The 15,504-nt window shown below is 73.1% G+C and carries 18 protein-coding genes and 1 pseudogene; 8 read left to right on the top strand and 11 right to left on the bottom strand.

Features of this window, described 5'->3' with window-relative positions; genetic code table 11:
* Positions 1 to 4: 4 nt before the first annotated feature.
* From ABZT12_RS10055 to ABZT12_RS10035, 5 genes are all read right to left on the bottom strand, one after another.
* Positions 5 to 1,189 carry an acetylornithine transaminase gene (locus ABZT12_RS10055; protein WP_356380339.1) on the bottom strand — a complete coding sequence of 395 codons (1,185 nt, stop codon included), beginning with the start codon at positions 1,187 to 1,189 and terminating at the stop codon, positions 5 to 7.
* On the bottom strand, positions 1,186 to 2,124 hold the full coding sequence (gene argB, locus ABZT12_RS10050) for an acetylglutamate kinase (RefSeq protein WP_356380336.1): 939 nt from the start codon (positions 2,122 to 2,124) through the stop codon (positions 1,186 to 1,188). The genes ABZT12_RS10055 and argB overlap by 4 nt, the downstream gene beginning before the upstream one ends.
* On the bottom strand, positions 2,121 to 3,272 hold the full coding sequence (gene argJ, locus ABZT12_RS10045; protein WP_356380333.1) for a bifunctional glutamate N-acetyltransferase/amino-acid acetyltransferase ArgJ: 1,152 nt from the start codon (positions 3,270 to 3,272) through the stop codon (positions 2,121 to 2,123). Before argJ ends, argB begins: the two co-directional genes overlap by 4 nt.
* Positions 3,269 to 4,297: an N-acetyl-gamma-glutamyl-phosphate reductase gene (gene argC / locus ABZT12_RS10040; protein ID WP_356380330.1), complete on the bottom strand. Its 1,029-nt coding sequence runs from the start codon at positions 4,295 to 4,297 to the stop codon at positions 3,269 to 3,271. The genes argJ and argC overlap by 4 nt, the downstream gene beginning before the upstream one ends.
* A gap of 141 nt (positions 4,298 to 4,438) precedes the next feature.
* Complete coding sequence (locus ABZT12_RS10035; RefSeq protein WP_356380886.1) at positions 4,439 to 4,786, bottom strand: hypothetical protein; 348 nt, start codon at positions 4,784 to 4,786, stop codon at positions 4,439 to 4,441.
* Between ABZT12_RS10035 and ABZT12_RS10030 the strand changes: the two are divergent.
* The 5 genes and pseudogenes from ABZT12_RS10030 to ABZT12_RS10010 all read left to right on the top strand — a co-directional run.
* Positions 4,722 to 5,048 (top strand): annotated as a pseudogene (locus tag ABZT12_RS10030) (LysR family transcriptional regulator); the annotation flags it as partial. The gene ABZT12_RS10035 and the pseudogene ABZT12_RS10030 sit on opposite strands and share 65 nt — an antisense overlap.
* A 34-nt stretch (positions 5,049 to 5,082) precedes the next feature.
* A complete protein-coding gene (locus ABZT12_RS10025; RefSeq protein WP_356380883.1) occupies positions 5,083 to 5,223 on the top strand; it encodes a hypothetical protein in 141 nt (46 codons plus the stop codon).
* 127 nt (positions 5,224 to 5,350) lie between these two features.
* Positions 5,351 to 5,776 carry a MerR family transcriptional regulator gene (locus ABZT12_RS10020; RefSeq protein ID WP_356380327.1) on the top strand — a complete coding sequence of 142 codons (426 nt, stop codon included), beginning with the start codon at positions 5,351 to 5,353 and terminating at the stop codon, positions 5,774 to 5,776.
* Positions 5,773 to 6,243: a carboxymuconolactone decarboxylase family protein gene (locus ABZT12_RS10015; RefSeq protein ID WP_356380324.1), complete on the top strand. Its 471-nt coding sequence runs from the start codon at positions 5,773 to 5,775 to the stop codon at positions 6,241 to 6,243. The genes ABZT12_RS10020 and ABZT12_RS10015 overlap by 4 nt, the downstream gene beginning before the upstream one ends.
* A gap of 71 nt (positions 6,244 to 6,314) precedes the next feature.
* Positions 6,315 to 6,755, top strand: a complete 441-nt coding sequence (locus ABZT12_RS10010; protein ID WP_356380321.1) for a DUF6314 family protein — start codon at positions 6,315 to 6,317, stop codon at positions 6,753 to 6,755.
* Here ABZT12_RS10010 and ABZT12_RS10005 read toward each other — a convergent pair.
* Both ABZT12_RS10005 and ABZT12_RS10000 read right to left on the bottom strand, forming a co-directional pair.
* On the bottom strand, positions 6,737 to 7,330 hold the full coding sequence (locus tag ABZT12_RS10005) for a histidine phosphatase family protein (protein ID WP_356380318.1): 594 nt from the start codon (positions 7,328 to 7,330) through the stop codon (positions 6,737 to 6,739). The two genes, ABZT12_RS10010 and ABZT12_RS10005, sit on opposite strands and share 19 nt — an antisense overlap.
* 104 nt (positions 7,331 to 7,434) lie before the next feature.
* Positions 7,435 to 7,872: a GNAT family N-acetyltransferase gene (locus ABZT12_RS10000; RefSeq protein WP_356380316.1), complete on the bottom strand. Its 438-nt coding sequence runs from the start codon at positions 7,870 to 7,872 to the stop codon at positions 7,435 to 7,437.
* A gap of 296 nt (positions 7,873 to 8,168) precedes the next feature.
* Between ABZT12_RS10000 and ABZT12_RS09995 the strand changes: the two genes are divergently transcribed.
* Positions 8,169 to 9,029, top strand: a complete 861-nt coding sequence (locus ABZT12_RS09995; protein ID WP_356380313.1) for a DUF1963 domain-containing protein — start codon at positions 8,169 to 8,171, stop codon at positions 9,027 to 9,029.
* A 39-nt stretch (positions 9,030 to 9,068) separates the two neighbouring features.
* On the opposite strand, the gene ABZT12_RS09990 is transcribed toward ABZT12_RS09995, so the two are convergent.
* The 3 genes from ABZT12_RS09990 to ABZT12_RS09980 are packed head-to-tail and all read right to left on the bottom strand — an operon-like array spanning position 9,069 to position 12,599.
* On the bottom strand, positions 9,069 to 9,890 hold the full coding sequence (locus tag ABZT12_RS09990) for a phosphatase PAP2 family protein (protein WP_356380310.1): 822 nt from the start codon (positions 9,888 to 9,890) through the stop codon (positions 9,069 to 9,071).
* Positions 9,891 to 10,844 carry a YihY/virulence factor BrkB family protein gene (locus ABZT12_RS09985; protein ID WP_356380308.1) on the bottom strand — a complete coding sequence of 318 codons (954 nt, stop codon included), beginning with the start codon at positions 10,842 to 10,844 and terminating at the stop codon, positions 9,891 to 9,893.
* Positions 10,845 to 12,599 (bottom strand): diacylglycerol kinase family protein, encoded by a 1,755-nt coding sequence (locus ABZT12_RS09980; protein WP_356380305.1) that lies wholly within the window; start codon positions 12,597 to 12,599, stop codon positions 10,845 to 10,847.
* Between the two features lie 220 nt (positions 12,600 to 12,819).
* On the opposite strand from ABZT12_RS09980, the gene ABZT12_RS09975 reads away from it, so the two are divergent.
* Positions 12,820 to 12,966: a hypothetical protein gene (locus tag ABZT12_RS09975; RefSeq protein ID WP_356380302.1), complete on the top strand. Its 147-nt coding sequence runs from the start codon at positions 12,820 to 12,822 to the stop codon at positions 12,964 to 12,966.
* 13 nt (positions 12,967 to 12,979) lie between these two features.
* On the opposite strand, the gene ABZT12_RS09970 is transcribed toward ABZT12_RS09975, so the two are convergent.
* A complete protein-coding gene (locus ABZT12_RS09970) occupies positions 12,980 to 14,422 on the bottom strand; it encodes a PLP-dependent aminotransferase family protein (RefSeq protein ID WP_356380299.1) in 1,443 nt (480 codons plus the stop codon).
* Here ABZT12_RS09970 and ABZT12_RS09965 point away from each other — a divergent pair.
* On the top strand, positions 14,421 to 15,338 hold the full coding sequence (locus ABZT12_RS09965; RefSeq protein ID WP_356380296.1) for a DMT family transporter: 918 nt from the start codon (positions 14,421 to 14,423) through the stop codon (positions 15,336 to 15,338). The two genes, ABZT12_RS09970 and ABZT12_RS09965, sit on opposite strands and share 2 nt — an antisense overlap.
* Positions 15,339 to 15,504: the final 166 nt, after the last annotated feature.

The following is a 15,504-nucleotide window of genomic DNA, read 5'->3' as shown; positions in this document are numbered from 1 at the left end:
CGGATCATCCGTCCCCCTCGGTCACGTCCAGAATGCCGGGCAGTGCCTGGAGGAAGGCGTCCGCCTCGTCGTCGCCGAGGTTCAGCGGCGGCATCAGTCGTACGACATCGGGGGCGGGCGCGTTCACCAGGAAGCCGGCGTCCTGAGCCGCCTGCTGCGCCCGGGGCGCGAGCGGCTCGGTGAGCACGATACCCAGGAGGAGGCCCGCGCCCCGGACATGGTCGACCAACGGGTGGGCGAGCGACTCGATTCCGCCGCGCAGCTTCTCGCTCTGCCGCTTCACGTTCGCCAGCAGTCCCTCGGCCTCGATGGTGTCGAGTACGGCGATTCCGGCGGCGCAGGCGACCGGGTTGCCGCCGAACGTCGTGCCGTGCTGGCCGGGCTGGAGCAGCTCGGCGGCGCGTCCGAAGGCGACGGTGGCGCCGAGCGGCAGCCCGCCGCCGAGTCCCTTGGCCAGGGTGACGACGTCCGGCAGGACGCCGTCGTGGGCCTGGTACTCGAACCAGTGCCCGGTACGGCCGATTCCGGTCTGCACCTCGTCGAGGACGAGCAGCGACCCGGAGGCCGCGGTGATCGCGCGGGCCGCCTTCAGATAGCCGGAGGGCGGTACGACGACCCCGTTCTCGCCCTGCACCGGTTCGATGATCACGAGGGCGGTCTCCGGGGTGACCGCGGCGGCGAGGGCCTGCGCGTCGCCGTAGGGCACGTGGGTGACGTCGCCGGGCAGCGGCCGGAAGGGCTCCCGCTTGCCGGGCTGGCCGGTCAGCGCGAGGGAGCCCATGGTGCGGCCGTGGAAGCCGCCCTCGGTGGCGACCATGTGGGTGCGGCCGGTCAGCCGGCCGATCTTGAAGGCGCCCTCGTTGGCCTCGGCGCCGGAGTTGCAGAAGAACACCTTGCCGTCGCGGCCGAAGCGCTGGAGCAGCCGTTCGGCGAGGGCGACGGGCGGTTCGGCGATGAAGAGGTTGGAGACGTGGCCGAGGGAGGCGATCTGCCGGCTGACGGCCTCGACGACCGCCGGGTGGGCGTGGCCGAGGGCGTTGACGGCGATGCCGCCGACGAAGTCGGTGTACCGCTTGCCGTCGGCGTCCCAGACCGTGGCGCCCGCGCCGCGGACGAGGGCCAGGCGCGGGGTGCCGTAGTTGTTCATGAGCGCACCCCGCCAGCGCGCGGTCAGTTCCTGGTTGTTCACAACTCCCCCTGTGCGTCCGGGTTTTCGTCGGGCTTGCGGTCGGGCACGACCATCGTGCCGATGCCCTCGTCGGTGAAGATCTCCAGCAGGATCGAGTGCGGGACCCTGCCGTCGATGACCCGGGCGGTGTTGACGCCGTTGCGCACGGCGTGCAGACAGCCCTCCATCTTCGGCACCATGCCGGCGGACAACTCCGGCAGCAGCTTCTCCAGTTCGGCGGCGGTGAGGCGGCTGATCACCTCGTCGCTGTGCGGCCAGTCCTCGTAGAGACCCTCGACGTCCGTGAGGACCATGAGGGTTTCGGCCCCCAGTGCCGCAGCGAGTGCCGCAGCCGCCGTATCAGCATTGACGTTGTAGACATGCCCGGTGTCCCCTTCGTCCTGGCTGCGGGCGATCGACGAGACGACCGGGATACGGCCGTCGGCGAGCAGCGCCTCGATGGCGCCGGTGTCGATCGCGGTGATCTCGCCCACCCGCCCGATGTCGATCAACTCCCCGTCGATCTCGGGCTGGTGCTTGGTGGCGGTGATGGTGCGCGCGTCCTCGCCGGTCAACCCGACGGCGAGCGAGCCGTGTTGGTTGAGCAGCCCGACCAGTTCGCGCTGCACCTGTCCGGCGAGCACCATGCGGACGACGTCCATGGCCTCCTCGGTGGTGACGCGAAGGCCGGCCTTGAACTCGCTGACGATGCCGTGCCGGTCGAGGGCGGCGCTGATCTGCGGGCCGCCGCCGTGCACGACGACGGGCTTGAGGCCGGCGTGGTGCAGGAAGACGACGTCCTGGGCGAACGCGGCCTTCAGCTCGTCGTCGACCATGGCGTTGCCGCCGAACTTGATGACGACCGTCCTGCCGTTGTGCCGGGTCAGCCAGGGCAGCGCCTCGATGAGGATCTGCGCCTTGGGGAGCGCGGTGTGCTTCCTGGTCACGTTGGTCATGAGGAGTACGCGCTGTTCTCGTGGACGTATTCGGCGGTGAGGTCGTTGGTCCAGATCGTCGCGGTCTCGGTGCCGGCGGCGAGGTCGGCGACGATGTGCACCTCGCGGTAGCGCATGTCGACCTTCTCCCGGTCCTCGCCGACACCGCCGTTCTTGCACACCCAGACGCCGTTGATCGCCACGTTGAGCCGGTCGGGTTCGAAGGCGGCGGCGGTGGTGCCGATCGCGGACAACACCCGTCCCCAGTTGGGGTCTTCGCCGTGGATCGCGCATTTGAGGAGGTTGTTGCGGGCGATGGAGCGGCCCACCTCGACGGCGTCGTCCTCGGTCGCGGCGTTCACCACCTCGACCTTGATGTCCTTGCTGGCGCCCTCGGCGTCCCGGATCAGCTGCTGCCCGAGGTCGTCGCAGACGGCCCGCACCGCCTCGGCGAACTCGGCCTCGTCCGGGACGAGTCGGGAGGCGCCGGAGGCGAGCAGCAGCACGGTGTCGTTGGTGGACATGCAGCCGTCGGAGTCGACCCGGTCGAAGGTGGTCCGGGTGGCGGCGCGCAGCGCCCCGTCCAGCGTCTCGCTGTCGAGGTCGGCGTCGGTGGTGAGGACGACGAGCATGGTGGCGAGGCCCGGGGCGAGCATGCCGGCGCCCTTGGCCATGCCGCCGACGGTCCAGCCGTCCTTCGTCACGACGGAGGTCTTGTGGACGGTGTCGGTGGTCTTGATCGCGATGGCGGCCTTCTCCCCGCCGTGCGGCGAGAGCTGGGCGGCGGCGGCGTCGACTCCCGGGAGCAGCTTCTCCATCGGCAGCAGCTGCCCGATCAGACCGGTGGAGGCGACGGCGACCTCGGCGGCGTTGTGGCCGAGCACGGCGGCGGTCCGTTCCGCCGTGGCATGGGTGTCCTGGAAGCCCTTGGGTCCCGTACAGGCGTTGGCGCCACCGGAGTTGAGGATCACGGCGGAGACCCGGCCGCCCTTGAGGACCTGCTCGGACCAGAGGACCGGGGCGGCCTTGACGCGGTTGGAGGTGAAGACGCCCGCGGCGGCGAGGCGGGGCCCGTTGTTGACCACGAGGGCCAGGTCCGGGTTGCCGTTCTCCTTGATTCCGGCGGCGATGCCCGCCGCCGTGAATCCCTGTGCTGCCGTGACGCTCACGGTGCGACTCCGATCGTGGAAAGCCCGGTGGTCTCGTCGAGCCCGAGGGCGATGTTCATGCTCTGTACGGCACCGCCCGCGGTGCCCTTGGTCAGGTTGTCGATGGCGCTGATCGCGATGATGCGGCCCGCGTCCCCGTCGTACGCGACCTGCACCTGAACGGCGTTGGAACCGTGGACGGCCGCCGTCGCCGGCCACTGCCCCTCGGGCAGCAGGTGGACGAACGGCTCGTCGGCGAAGGCCTTCTCGTAGGCGGCGCGCACCGCGTCGGCGGTGACGCCGGGCCTCGCCTTGGCGCTACAGGTGGCGAGGATGCCGCGGGACATCGGCGCGAGGGTGGGCGTGAAGGAGACGGTGACCGGCTCGCCGGCCGCGGCGCCGAGGTTCTGCACCATCTCGGGGGTGTGCCGGTGGCCTCCGCCGACGCCGTACGGCGACATGGAGCCCATGACCTCGCTGCCCAGCAGATGCGCCTTGGGGGACTTGCCCGCCCCAGAGGTGCCGGAGGCGGCGACGATCACGGCCTCGTTCTCGGCGAGCCCGGCCGCGTACGCGGGGAAGAGCGCGAGGGAGGCCGCGGTCGGGTAACAGCCGGGCACCGCGATGCGCTTGGTCCCCTCCAACGCGGCCCGCGCGCCCGGCAGTTCGGGGAGGCCGTAGGGCCAGGCGCCGGCGTGCGCGGAACCGTAGAACCGCTCCCAGTCGGCCGCGTCCCGCAGCCGGAAGTCGGCGCCCATGTCGACGACGAGGACGTCCGGGCCGAGCCGCTCGGCGACGGCGGCGGACTGTCCGTGCGGCAGCGCGAGGAAGACGACGTCGTGTCCGGCGAGGGTCTCGGGGGTGGTGTCCGCGAGGACCCGGCCGGCCAGCGGCAGCAGGTGCGGCTGGAGCGCGCCGAGCCGCTGTCCGGCGTTGGAGTTGCCGGTCAGGACGCCGATCTCGACCTCGGGGTGGGTCAGGAGCAGGCGCAGCAGCTCCCCGCCCGCGTACCCGCTCGCTCCGGCCACTGCCGCACGTACCGTCATGGAACCCTCCTCCTGGGATGGCATGACTATACGTTTCGCTGCACGTTTATGCAATCTTGGGGTCACCCGGAACCATCGGCTGCTGTGACCGGGCGCCCCCTTCGGCCGGTACGGCACCGGTCGCCCCGATCACGGTGATCTTCACTCGGCTTCCTTCTCCTCTCTGGCGAGGCGGAGCGGGAGGGGGGCCAGCGGGAAGTTGGCCCAGACGTACGTGTCCATCTGGTGTTGGTCGCCGCTGAGGTTGACCACTCGGTCGACCCGGCCGTCGGCGTCGAAGTGCCACACCAGCGCCCACATCGTGTCGACCTCGCCCACGCCCCGGGTCGTCCAGCCTCGGTGGATGTCGACGACGTACTCGCCGTCGCTGCCGAGGAACACGGGTTCGGCCTGGAAGCCCGCCCTGCCGAGCTGGTCGAAGAAGCTGACCACTTCGTCGAGTCGTCTGCTGAGGTACTTCGCCGCGGTGGTCGAGGAGGGCAACCTCACGCGGGCCGCCGAGCGCCTCCACCTCTCGCAGCCCGCGCTGACGAAGCGGATACGGCAGCTGGAGGCCCAGCTGGGAGTGGACCTGTTCGTCCGTTCGCGCGCCGGGATGGCCCGCACCGAGGCCGGTGAGGCTCTGGCCGCCCACGCCGGCGCCGTGCTGACGGCCTGGGAGCGTGCGCTGCGCGGCACCCGGGGCGCCACCGCCCGGGCCGCCCGCACGCTACGGGTCGGCTTCGTGGCCAGCGCCGCGAACGAGCGCACGCTTCTACCAGCGCCCGGACGTCGTCTACCGGCCCGTGACGGGTGTCAGTCCCAGCCGGATCGGTGTCGCCCGGCCCCGCACCCCACTCGACGACGCCGTCGACGCCTTCGTCCTCAGCTGCCGTGCCGTATGCGGCGACGGCGGCCTCGCGCCCGGCCCGGCCACGGACAGCTGACCACGCCGGGCCACCCTCCTCCTTCCCGTTCGGTAGCGCTCGACCGGCCAGGCACGGCACTCACCTGCCAGGCCCTCGGAAGGCAGCCCTTGACCTGGCGCGCGCTCCAGGTTCTACGGTTGCGTCCATGAGCAGCGGACAGCCCCTCCCCCAGGGCCGGGGACCGACCCTGACCATCGCGCAGGTGGCCGAGCGGACCGGACTCTCGCACGACACGTTGCGCTACTACGAGCGGGCCGGCCTGATCGAGCGGGTCGGGCGGAGCACCGGGAACCAGCGGCGCTACCAGGCGGCGGATCTGGCCTGGCTGGAGTTCTTGCTGCGGCTGCGGGAGACAGGCATGTCGGTCGCGGACATGCGCCGGTTCGCCCGGTTGCGGGCGGCGGGGAACGTCACGGTCGCGGACCGGCTGGCGCTGCTCCGCACGCACCGGGCCGAACTGGCCGACCGCATCGAGGCGTTGAGCCGTGACGCGGTCGCGCTGGACGACAAGATCGACCACTACGAACGGCTGCTCGGCGACGAGCCGCCGGAAACGGACGGACCGACATGAGCGGCACCAGCACCGCAGGCACCGGCGAGACCGGCGAGACCGGCGACACGAACGAGAGCACCACCCGTGCGGAGCGCTTCGCCCACGGACTGGAGGTCCTGCGCGCTGTCGACGGCGAGGCCGGGCAGCGGGTCATCGACTCCCTCTCCGACGTCAGCCCGGAACTGGGGCACGCGATCGTCGCCTGGGGCTTCGGCGAGATCTACTCCCGGCCCGGACTGGCGCCCCGCGACCGCCAGTTGGTGACACTGGGCATGCTCACCGCGCTCGGCGGCTGCGAGCCCCAGCTGGAGGTGCACATCAACGCGGCGCTCAACGTCGGTCTCACCGCGGCGCAGATCACCGAGGCACTGCTGCACTCCGCCGGGTACTGCGGCTTCCCCAAGGCCCTGAACGCCACGTTCGTCGCCAAGAAGGTCTTCGGTGAGCGCGGGCTGCTGCCCGTGGAACAGCGGCAGGAGGCGTGAGCACCGCGGAGGGGCCCGTGGCGGGGACGTAGGGTCGACGGCATGCGCGTGGTGCCGAGGAGGGTGTGACGATGGGCGAGTACTGGCCCGTGCCGGACGTGCTGGCCCATCTCGCCGGACGCTGGCGGGTGGAGCGCGTCGTACGGGATCTGGCGGGCGGCCACGAGGGGCACTTCGCGGGCGTCACCGCTTTCTCCCCGCTGGAGCGAGGCCTGCTGCACAGCGAGTCCGGCACCTTCACCTGGCAGGGGGTGGCCCGGCCCGCCGAACGGACGCTGCGCTTCCTGCCGGGCCGCGCGCCGGGCACGGCGGACGTCCGCTTCGCCGACGGGCGCCCCTTCCACGAGCTGGACCTGAGCTCCGGCCGGTACCTCGCCGACCACCCCTGCTCGGCGGATCTGTACCGGGGCGAGTTCACCGTCCTCGACGCGGACCGCTGGCGCACGGTGTGGCGCGTCGGCGGCCCCGCCAAGGATCTCCTGCTCGTCACCGACTACGCGCGCGAGGGCTGAACCGCCGCCCCCTCGATGCGCAGGCTCCAGCGTCCCGACCAGCCCATGACGGTGGTCGTCGACAGCGGCCGTACGTCGATGTTCCAGTAGGTCGAGGGGGCCGCTTTCAGGGCGTAGACGAGGGCCGCGCGGATCACCGCGGGTTCGGCCACGGCGACGATCCGGCCGCCGTCCTCGACCGGCCGGGTGTCGAGCCAGCCGCCCACCCGGGAGATGAAGGCCAGCAGCGACTCGCCGCCGTGCGGGGTGGAGCGCGGGTCCGCGAGCCAGGCGTCCACCGCTGCCGGTTCGCGGGCCATCGCCTCCCCCAGCGTGAACCCCCGCCACCGGCCCATGTCGCAGTCCCGCAGGGCGAGTTGGACCAGCGGCGCGTAACCGAGGGCGGCACCGGTCTCCCGGCTGCGCGGGGTGGGCGCGCAGTAGCGCAGTTCGGCCGCGGCGAGCGGCAGCAGACCCGGTGCGGCGCGCTGCGCCTCCTCCCAGCCCGCCTGGTCCAGCGGGCGGTCGTCCTCGAAGCGTTCCGCGAGCAGCGAGGAGCTGCGCGCGGCGGCGACGAACGTGACCCGAAGTGGCATGCGGCGATGGTGTTCCGCAAAGGTAGGCAGGTCAAGGGTGGGCGGCCGGGATGCGGCCAGGACGGGCGAAACCTTACTTCGAAGTCAGGACCAGCCCGGACAAGTCACTCGAAAACCAGGGCCATCCACTGGTCGGGCCGTTCCAGTGGCCTGAATCCCAGCTTCTCGTACACCCCGTGCGCGTCGTGGGTGGCGAGCACGATCCGGCGCAGCCCGCAGGGCCGCAGCTCCTCCCGTACGGCACCCACGAGCGCCGTGCCGATGCCCTTGCCGCGCACCGACGGGTCCACGTACACATCGCACAGCCAGGCGAACAGCGCCCCGTCGGTCAGCACCCGCGCGTACGCCACCTGCTCCCCCGAAGCCGTGTCGTACACCCCGAAGTTCAGGGAGGCCGCGACCGCCCGCTCGTGCTTCTCCCGGGAGCGGCCGAGCGCCCAGTAGGCGTCGGTGGACAGCCAGCGATGCGTGCGCTCGACGTCCACGCGGGCGGGGTCGGCGGAGAACTCGTAGCCCTCGGGAAGGCGGGTGAGGTCGGTCATGCCGGGAGACTCGCAGGCGGGGGGTGGCCGAGTCGAGCGGATTTGCCGGGCGGGGCGGGCTCGGTGGTGCGGCCGGGTCGTGGCGCGGATGACGTCAGTGTCCTCGTGGAGGTACCGGTACGTCGTGGGGCCGATCCCGGCGAAGTCGGTCACGGCTAGGTCGATCCCGGCGAAGCCGGTCACGGCCTACGCCCTGGTCAAGGTCTCGGCGACGCTCCCCACCCGCTCGCGCCCCTTCGGCGGCCCGCCCGCGGCCCCGACGCCTCCATGTCAGTCCCCTCGTCTAGGGTCTGCGCATGATTTCCGAGATGTGGAACCTGTTACGTCCGTTCCGTGACGAGGCGGTCGCGCGGGACATACCCGCCGACGATGTGGAACGGTGGCTGGCCACCGCCCGCCCGCGTGTGACGCTGACGCGGGACGGGGACGGACCGGTCGTCGGCCGGTTCGGCGGTCCGCTCCTGCTGCCGGCCGAACTGCCGGACCCCGCCTACCCGTTCGTCGCCTCCCTCGACCTCGCGGCCCTGCCCGCCGACGCGACGGACCTGCCGCTGCCCGCCGACGGCCAGCTGCTGCTCTTCGCCTTCCCGGAGTCCGCCGGCGCCTACGAGACCATGGGCGCCGTGGTGCACGTCCCCGCCGGCGCGGCCGTGACGGAGCGGGACAGGAACGCCTGGAACCCCTACGACATCGACGACTTCGAGACGATGTTCGCGGCCTTCCCGCAGGGCCCGCTGCGCGCGGTGACCGGTCCGTCGCTGCCCTACCACCACGCGGTCGACCTCGCCCGCGCACCGTGGAGCGAACCGCTTCCCGGGCACCCCCGCGCCGAGGAACTCGTCGAGGTCTGGGAGTCCGTCCAGGACGCCGTCGCCCCCGCCGGATCGCTGCGGATCGGGGGATACGCCGACGAGGAGGCGATCTACACCGACCCGGTCGCCCGTGCCGCCTCCTCCGCCGTGGAAGCGGCCGGAGCGGGCCGGTGGGACGGTGAGGTCTCCGCCGACGTCTCGGACTGGGTGCTGCTCGCCGACTGGCACGCCGGCGCGGACGTACAGGGGTGGGAGAGCGCGTCCGTCCACTGGGTGATCCAGCGCGCGGACCTGGCCGCGGGGCGCTTCGACCGTACGTTCACCGATGTCTTCTACAACCCCTGATCCGGACCCGGTCGACGACGGGCGGCACGGACCCGGCCGTCAGTCGCTTACGGACTGGCCGGGGCGGTCCGGGGCGGCGGGGGTGGCGGGGGCCAACTCGGGCTCGGGGTCGGTGAGTTCGGGTTCCAGTCCCTCCTTCAGCGGGGCCGGTCCGCGGCCCGTTTCGGTGCGCCAGGCCTCGAAGGCCCAGGTGGTGAGGGCGGCGACGGCGAGACCGAGGAGCCAGCCGCCCACGACGTCGCTGAACCAGTGCACGCCGAGGGCGACCCGGGTGAAGCCGACTCCGACCACGGAGACGACCGCGACGCACCAGCACAGCGGTCGCACGGCACGCGGCACCATCGGCAGCAGGACCAGCAGCAGGATGGCGAACGACGTGGTCGCCGTCATCGCGTGGCCCGAGGGGAAGGAGAAGCCCGGTGCGTGCGCGACCGGGTCCACCAGGGACGGCCGGGCCCGCTCGACCACCATTTTGACCAGCAGCCCGATGAGCCCGCCGGCCACGGCCGTCACCGCCGACCACGCGGCGAGCCGCCAGGCCCGGCGGTACAGCAGCCATCCGGTGAGCAGCGCGACGACCGTCCGCAGGGTGGTCGGGTCCCACACCCGGTCGGAGAGGAAGCGCAGGGTGTCCGTCCACGCCGGGTGGCCGAGGGCGGTCGCGTGCAAGCGCCGGGCGGCGCCCACGTCGAGACGGCGCAGCGGCCGCCACTGCCCCTCGATGAGGACGAGCAGCAGACCGAAGGGGACGGCGGCCACGGCGGCGACGGCGGCCGAGCCGAGCAGGTGGATGCCGAACCGCCGGTCGGCCGTCCGGCGGCGGCTGTCACGAAGGCGCTGGGCCGTGGCACGGACGACCATTCAGACTCCCGGGTCGGGTGTGATCGGACCGGGCCGCCGTGCCCGCGCGGCCTCCAGCTGCGCGGCGAAGGACAGGCCCAGGAAGAGGGCGATGGAGGTGAGGTAGGCCCAGAGCAGCAGCGACATGAAGGCGCTGAGCGGACCGTAGATCGTGTCGAAGGAGCCGCTGATGTCCAGGTACAGGCTCAGTACCCAGGTCAGGGCGGTCCACAGCACGAGGTACACGGCGGCGCCGAAGGCCAGCCAGGTGTAGCCGGGCTGCCGGCGGCGCGGGGAACGGCGGAAGATCGCGCTCGCCGAGAGGAGGGCGAGCAGCAGGCCGAAGGGCCAGCGCAGGATCTGGCAGACGGTCTTGGCGCCGCCGTCGAGGTGGTACACCGTCACCGCCGCGGCGGCCAGGTCGCCGCCGGCCACCATCACGATGAAGCCGAGGCCGAGCGGGATGCCGGCGCTGACGGACATCACGAGTCCGCGCAAGTACTTGTACTGGAAGGGGCGGTCCCGTTCGTTGCCGTAGATACGGTTGGCGCCGCGTTCGATCTGGCACATCGCGGTGGTGACGTTGACGAGGGAGAAGAGCAGACCGAACCAGAGGGCGATCTGGGCACCGTCGCCGGCGCTGCGGCGGCTGCGGGCCAGCGCGTCGTCGACGACGTCGGCGCTGGGCCCCTGCGCGAGCCGGTGGATGGTCAGTTCGGCGAGCCTGCCGATGTTCTCCGTGTGCAGCGCGGTGGAGAGCCCGACGAAGGCGATGGCCAGCGGGATCACCGACAGCACCGTCTGGAGGGCGAGCGCGCGGGAGTGGCTGAAGCCGTCGGCGTAGCGGAACCGGACGAAGGAGTCGCGCAGCAGCGGCCAGCCGCCGTAGCGGCGCAGTGAGGTGAGCGCCTCGTCGGCGGAGAGTTCGTCGCCGGCCATGTCGCGGGTCTCGGGAACCTTGGTGGCGGTGCCCATTCACTTCTCCCGGGTGGGCAGCATGACCGTCAGCGCGCCGGGCCTGACCTCGGCGGTGAGGCGCCGGCCCGGGGTGACGGGGTCGCCGTCGAGTTCGCGTGACTGCGGTGCGGCGAAGGCGAGTTCGGCCCGCCGGAAGGTGAGGAACTCCACCGGTACGTCCTTGGTGCCGGCACCCTCGGGGAGCGGCGTCCGCACGGTGGCGGGCCGCGCCTGCCGCCCGCCGCCGCGCACCAGGGTGCCCAGGGCGCGCAGCCAGCCGCCGGGGCCGCGCGGGTCGAGGATCAGCAGGTCGAGCCGGCCGTCGTCGGGGCGGGCCGCCGGGAGGAGCGTGAGACCGCCTTGTACGGTGCCGACGTTGGCGAGGAGCACCATGCGGGCCGTGCGGTGCAGGACGGGCCCGTCGTCGAGCCGGACCGTCAGCCGCATCCGGGGCGTGCGCAGGGTGGTGACGGCGGCGAGTACGTAGGCGGGCCAGCCGACGGCGGACTTGGCGCGGTCGCCGGTGTTCTCCAGCATCGCGGCGTCGAGTCCGGCGCCGGACATCGCGGCGAAGTGGGTGGGGGCGAGGTCGTCGCCCTCGATGCGGCCGAGGTCGAGGCGGTGCGGGGTGCCGGACAGCGCGGCGTCGAGCGCGGCGTCGGGGGTGAGCGGCAGGCCGAGGTTGCGGGCCAGCAGGTTGCCGGTGCCGCAGGGCACCACGACGAGCGGTACGCCGGTGCCGGCCAGCGCGTCGGCGGCGGCCCTGACGGTGCCGTCGCCGCCGCAGACCACGACCAGGGTCGCTCCGTCCCGGACCGCGGCGGCGGCCTGTCCGGTGCCGGGGTCGTCGGGGGTGGTCTCGATGAACTCCGGTGCGTGGTGGCCGTGTTGGGCGAGAGTGCGCCGCAGCTTCTCGCGGGCCGCTTCGCCGGTCACGGTGGGGTTGTAGATCACGGCGGTGGTGCCGGACTCGGCCTCGGCGGTGGCGTCGGTCGCGTCGGTGTGCTCGGCGCGCGGCGCGGGGATGGCGGTGGCGGTCACGGAGGTGTCGGCGAACAGGGCACGGCCGACGATCAGCAGGGAGAGGGTGCCGTTGACCATTCCGCCGATCACGTCGGTGGGGTGGTGCATGCCCCGGTAGAGGCGGGAGACGGCGACGGCGACCGGTACCAGGAAGAGCAGTGCGGCCAGCGGCCACCGCCAGGGCCGGCGGACCCGGGAGAGCACGAGCACCGCGAGTCCGGCGTAGAGCGCGGTGGCCGCGCCGGTGTGGCCGGAGGTGTAGCTGGACGTGGGCGGGGAGGCGTCGAGGCGGTGCACGTGCGGGCGGTGGCGGTCCACCGAGGAGGTGACGGCCAGGAACACCAGCGACTGGAGCGAGACGGCGACGGCGAGGAAGACCGCCTGGCGCCACATCGGCAGCCGGGGTACGAACAGCAGGGCCGCGCAGCTCAGCAGGGTGATGGCGATCACCGTGAGGGTGTTGCCCGCCTGCGAGCCGAGGTAGGACAGGGTGGTGAGCCGGGCCGTACGCAGGTGGACGAAGCCCTCGTTGACGTGGTCCTCGACCGTCATCGGCCACACGTGGCGGGCGGGGCCGGTGATCAGGAGTCCGAAGCCGACCATCAGGGCGGCCTGGCAGACGGTCAGTACGCCGATCCGCGCGGCGGTGATGCCGGTACCGCGGGGGAGGACGGACGAGTGGTCCGCCGGGACCGCCCGGGTTCCTTCTCCGGTTGTCTCAGCGGCTCTTTCCGGCACGGCGGTCGGCATCGGGGCTCCCACGGGTCGGCGCCTCGCGGCGGTCTGCGGCGGGTGCCGTTCGCACCCGGTCCACGGCCGTCTGCCCCCGAAGCGCGGACACAGACGCGCGGCGCCGCGGAAACCGTCACATGAGGTCCGACGGGACCTCAACTCGCGCCGGAACGACGGGGATTGGGGCCGGTCTGCCCGTTTCGCGGCGCCATCCGTCTCCTCGGCGCGCAGCGCTTCCATGGTCGTAGGCAGCGATGACGGCCACGCCGACCACTTCCGCGCCGACAAGGCGCGGCTGTACATCGTGATCCTCACCGTCGGCTACATGATCAGCCGAGGCCTCGCCAAGTCCGGGAGCCGCGAGCCCTCCAACGAATCCCGCTGAGCGCGGCCGTGCTTCAGCTCGTCGGGCCGGCCTCGTCCCACGCGGTCCGCAGGCGTCGTACGCCTTCGGTCAGCTCGGCCGGGCCGGCGACCGCCGCGAAGCTCAACCGGACGTGCGGGGCCGGGGGTTCGGCGCTGAAGTAGGGGCGGCCCGCAGTGATCGCGACGCCGGCGCGGAGCGCGGCCGAGGTCAGGGCGGACTCGGCCGTGCCGTCGGGCAGCCGGAGCCAGAGGTGGTAGCCGCCGGACGGAAGGTGCGGGAGGGCGAGCGCGGGGAGGCCGAGGCGCAGGGCGGTCGTCATCTGCGTGCGGCGGTTGCTCAACTCGGCCGATATGGCGCGGAGATGGCGTGGCCAGGCCGGTGAGCCGACCAGTTCGAGCGCTGCCTCCTGGAGCGGCCGGGGCACGAAGAAGGTGTCGACGACCTGAATGGCGCGCAGCCGTTCCAGCACCGGTCCGTGGGCGGCGAGCGCGCTCACCCGGAAACTGGGCGAGGTCGCCTTGGTGAGCGAACCGACGTGGACGACGACACCGTCGGGGTCGTCGGCGGCCAGCGGCCGGGGCAGCGGGCCCGCGTCCTCGTGGACCATCAGCCGGGCGAAGTCGTCCTCCACGACGAACGCGCCGGCCTCACGGGCGATGCGCAGCACCTCCGGCCGGCGCTCGGGGGCGAGTACGGCACCGGTCGGGTTCTGGAACAGCGGCTGGCAGACGAACACCCGGGCGCCGGTCGCGCGGAACGCGTCGGCGAGCAGCGCCGGCCGCACCCCGTCCGCGTCCACCGGTACCGGGACCGGGCGCAGCCCCGCGGCCCGGGCGATCGCCAGCATCCCCGGATAGGTGGGGGATTCGACGAGCACCGCCGCGCCGGGCGGTGCCAGCGCGCGCAGGGCGGTGGTCAGTCCCGACTGGCCGCCCGCCGTGATGAGCACCCCGGCGGCGGTGACGGTGCCGCCGATACTCCGCGCGAACCACTCACGCAGCTCCGGCAGCCCTTCCATCGGCGGCCGTCCCCACGCGCCGGGACGACGGCCCGCGCGGGACAGGGCGGCCGCCATCGCGCGCTCGGGCTGCAACGAGGGATGCAGGTAGCCGCCGGTCAACTCGATGACGCCGGGCGGCGGTTGGGCGAGGGTGGCCAGCACGCCGGAGGCGTCGACCGTGCGCGGTACGAGGTCGGCGGCGCCGTCCGCGCTGAGGGCGACCTCCTGCCAGGAGGTGTCGCCGCCCGCCGTCGCGGCCGGCGGGGGCGCGGCACGGAAGGCGCCGGCGCCGGGGCGGGTGACCACGAGGCCCTCGGCGGCGAGCTGTCCGAGGGCGCGCGAGACGGTCACCGGGCTCACCCGGAACCGTTCGACGAGCGCCCGGCTCGACGGCAGCTTTCCGCCGGGTGAGTAGCGGTCGAACTCCTGCCGCAGCTGGTGGGCGAGTTCTCCGACGCTGCTACGCTCATGCATGACAGCACACGATAGCGCTACCCCCGTCTCCTCGGTAGCGGTCGACACCCCCGCCTCCCGGGTCCCCGCCGGAACCGTGCTGGCCGCGCTCGGCGTGGTCGCCTTCTCGCTCACCTTCCCCGCCACCGCGTGGGGCCTGGAGGGGTTCGGACCCTGGTCGCTGGTGGCCGTGCGGAGCGTGCTCGCGGCCCTCATCGCCGGCGGCTGTCTGCTCGCCCTGCGGATACCGGTGCCCGCCCGCCGCCACTGGGCCGGGCTCGCCGTCGTCGCGGCCGGGGTCGTCGTCGGCTTCCCGCTCCTCACCACGCTCGCCCTGGAGACCTCGACCACCGCCCACGCGGCCGTGGTGGTGGGCCTGTTGCCGCTCACGACCGCGGTGTTCTCCGCGCTGCGCACCGGGGTCCGGCCCTCCCGGACCTTCTGGATCGCGGCGCTGGCCGGTGCCGCCGCCGTGCTCGCCTTCACCGTCCAGCAGAGCGGCGGTGCCGTCTCCACCGCCGACCTGTACCTGCTGGCCGCCCTGCTGATCTGCGCGGCCGGATACACCGAGGGCGGCCGGCTGGCCGGGGTCATGCCCGGCTGGCAGGTCATCGGCTGGGCGCTGGTGCTCTGCCTGCCCGTCGGGGTGCCCGCCGCCGTGGTCGCGCTGGCCTACGAGCCCCCGCACCCGACCGCCCACAGCGTGCTCGGGCTGCTGTGGGTCGCGGTGGGTTCGCAGTTCCTGGGGCTGGTCGTCTGGTACCGGGGCATGGCGGTCATCGGGGTGCCCAAGGCGAGCCAGTTGCAGCTGGCGCAGCCGCTGCTCACCCTGGTCTGGTCGGTCCTGCTGCTGCACGAACGGCTCTCCCCGGCCGCCCCGCTGACGGCGGCGGCCGTGCTGGTGTGCATCGCGGTCACCCAGCGGTCACGGAGCTGAGCGGGGCCGTACGGGGGCTACGAGCGCTACGAGCCCGCGCGCGCGACGAGGGCGACGAGGGCGAAGTCGGGGGCGGAGGGCGCGCGGGCCCGGGGGGCCCCGGGGGGGGGGGCCGGGGGGGGGGAACCCGCCCCGGGGGGGGGGGCCCCGGGCGGGGAGGATGGGC

It is taken from the genome of Streptomyces sp. NPDC005423, assembly GCF_040606415.1.
GTDB lineage: Bacteria > Actinomycetota > Actinomycetes > Streptomycetales > Streptomycetaceae > Streptomyces.
The sequence above is the reverse complement of the archived record's forward strand: the minus strand, read 5'-3'. Positions and strand labels throughout refer to the sequence as shown.

Excerpts from the sequence above, each read along its gene's own strand:
- ABZT12_RS09995 (WP_356380313.1), top strand. The coding sequence starts at position 8,169 with ATGATTTCCGAGATGTGGAACCTGTTACGTCCGTTCCGTGACGAGGCG.
- ABZT12_RS10005 (WP_356380318.1), bottom strand. The coding sequence starts at position 7,330 with ATGCCACTTCGGGTCACGTTCGTCGCCGCCGCGCGCAGCTCCTCGCTG.
- ABZT12_RS09970 (WP_356380299.1), bottom strand. The coding sequence starts at position 14,422 with ATGCATGAGCGTAGCAGCGTCGGAGAACTCGCCCACCAGCTGCGGCAG.
- ABZT12_RS09965 (WP_356380296.1), top strand. The coding sequence starts at position 14,421 with ATGACAGCACACGATAGCGCTACCCCCGTCTCCTCGGTAGCGGTCGAC.
- argB (WP_356380336.1), bottom strand. The coding sequence starts at position 2,124 with ATGACCAACGTGACCAGGAAGCACACCGCGCTCCCCAAGGCGCAGATC.
- ABZT12_RS09990 (WP_356380310.1), bottom strand. The coding sequence starts at position 9,890 with ATGGTCGTCCGTGCCACGGCCCAGCGCCTTCGTGACAGCCGCCGCCGG.
- ABZT12_RS10015 (WP_356380324.1), top strand. The coding sequence starts at position 5,773 with ATGAGCGGCACCAGCACCGCAGGCACCGGCGAGACCGGCGAGACCGGC.
- argC (WP_356380330.1), bottom strand. The coding sequence starts at position 4,297 with ATGACGGTACGTGCGGCAGTGGCCGGAGCGAGCGGGTACGCGGGCGGG.
- ABZT12_RS09985 (WP_356380308.1), bottom strand. The coding sequence starts at position 10,844 with ATGGGCACCGCCACCAAGGTTCCCGAGACCCGCGACATGGCCGGCGAC.
- ABZT12_RS10010 (WP_356380321.1), top strand. The coding sequence starts at position 6,315 with ATGGGCGAGTACTGGCCCGTGCCGGACGTGCTGGCCCATCTCGCCGGA.
- ABZT12_RS10000 (WP_356380316.1), bottom strand. The coding sequence starts at position 7,872 with ATGACCGACCTCACCCGCCTTCCCGAGGGCTACGAGTTCTCCGCCGAC.
- ABZT12_RS09975 (WP_356380302.1), top strand. The coding sequence starts at position 12,820 with ATGGTCGTAGGCAGCGATGACGGCCACGCCGACCACTTCCGCGCCGAC.
- ABZT12_RS09980 (WP_356380305.1), bottom strand. The coding sequence starts at position 12,599 with ATGCCGACCGCCGTGCCGGAAAGAGCCGCTGAGACAACCGGAGAAGGA.
- ABZT12_RS10020 (WP_356380327.1), top strand. The coding sequence starts at position 5,351 with ATGAGCAGCGGACAGCCCCTCCCCCAGGGCCGGGGACCGACCCTGACC.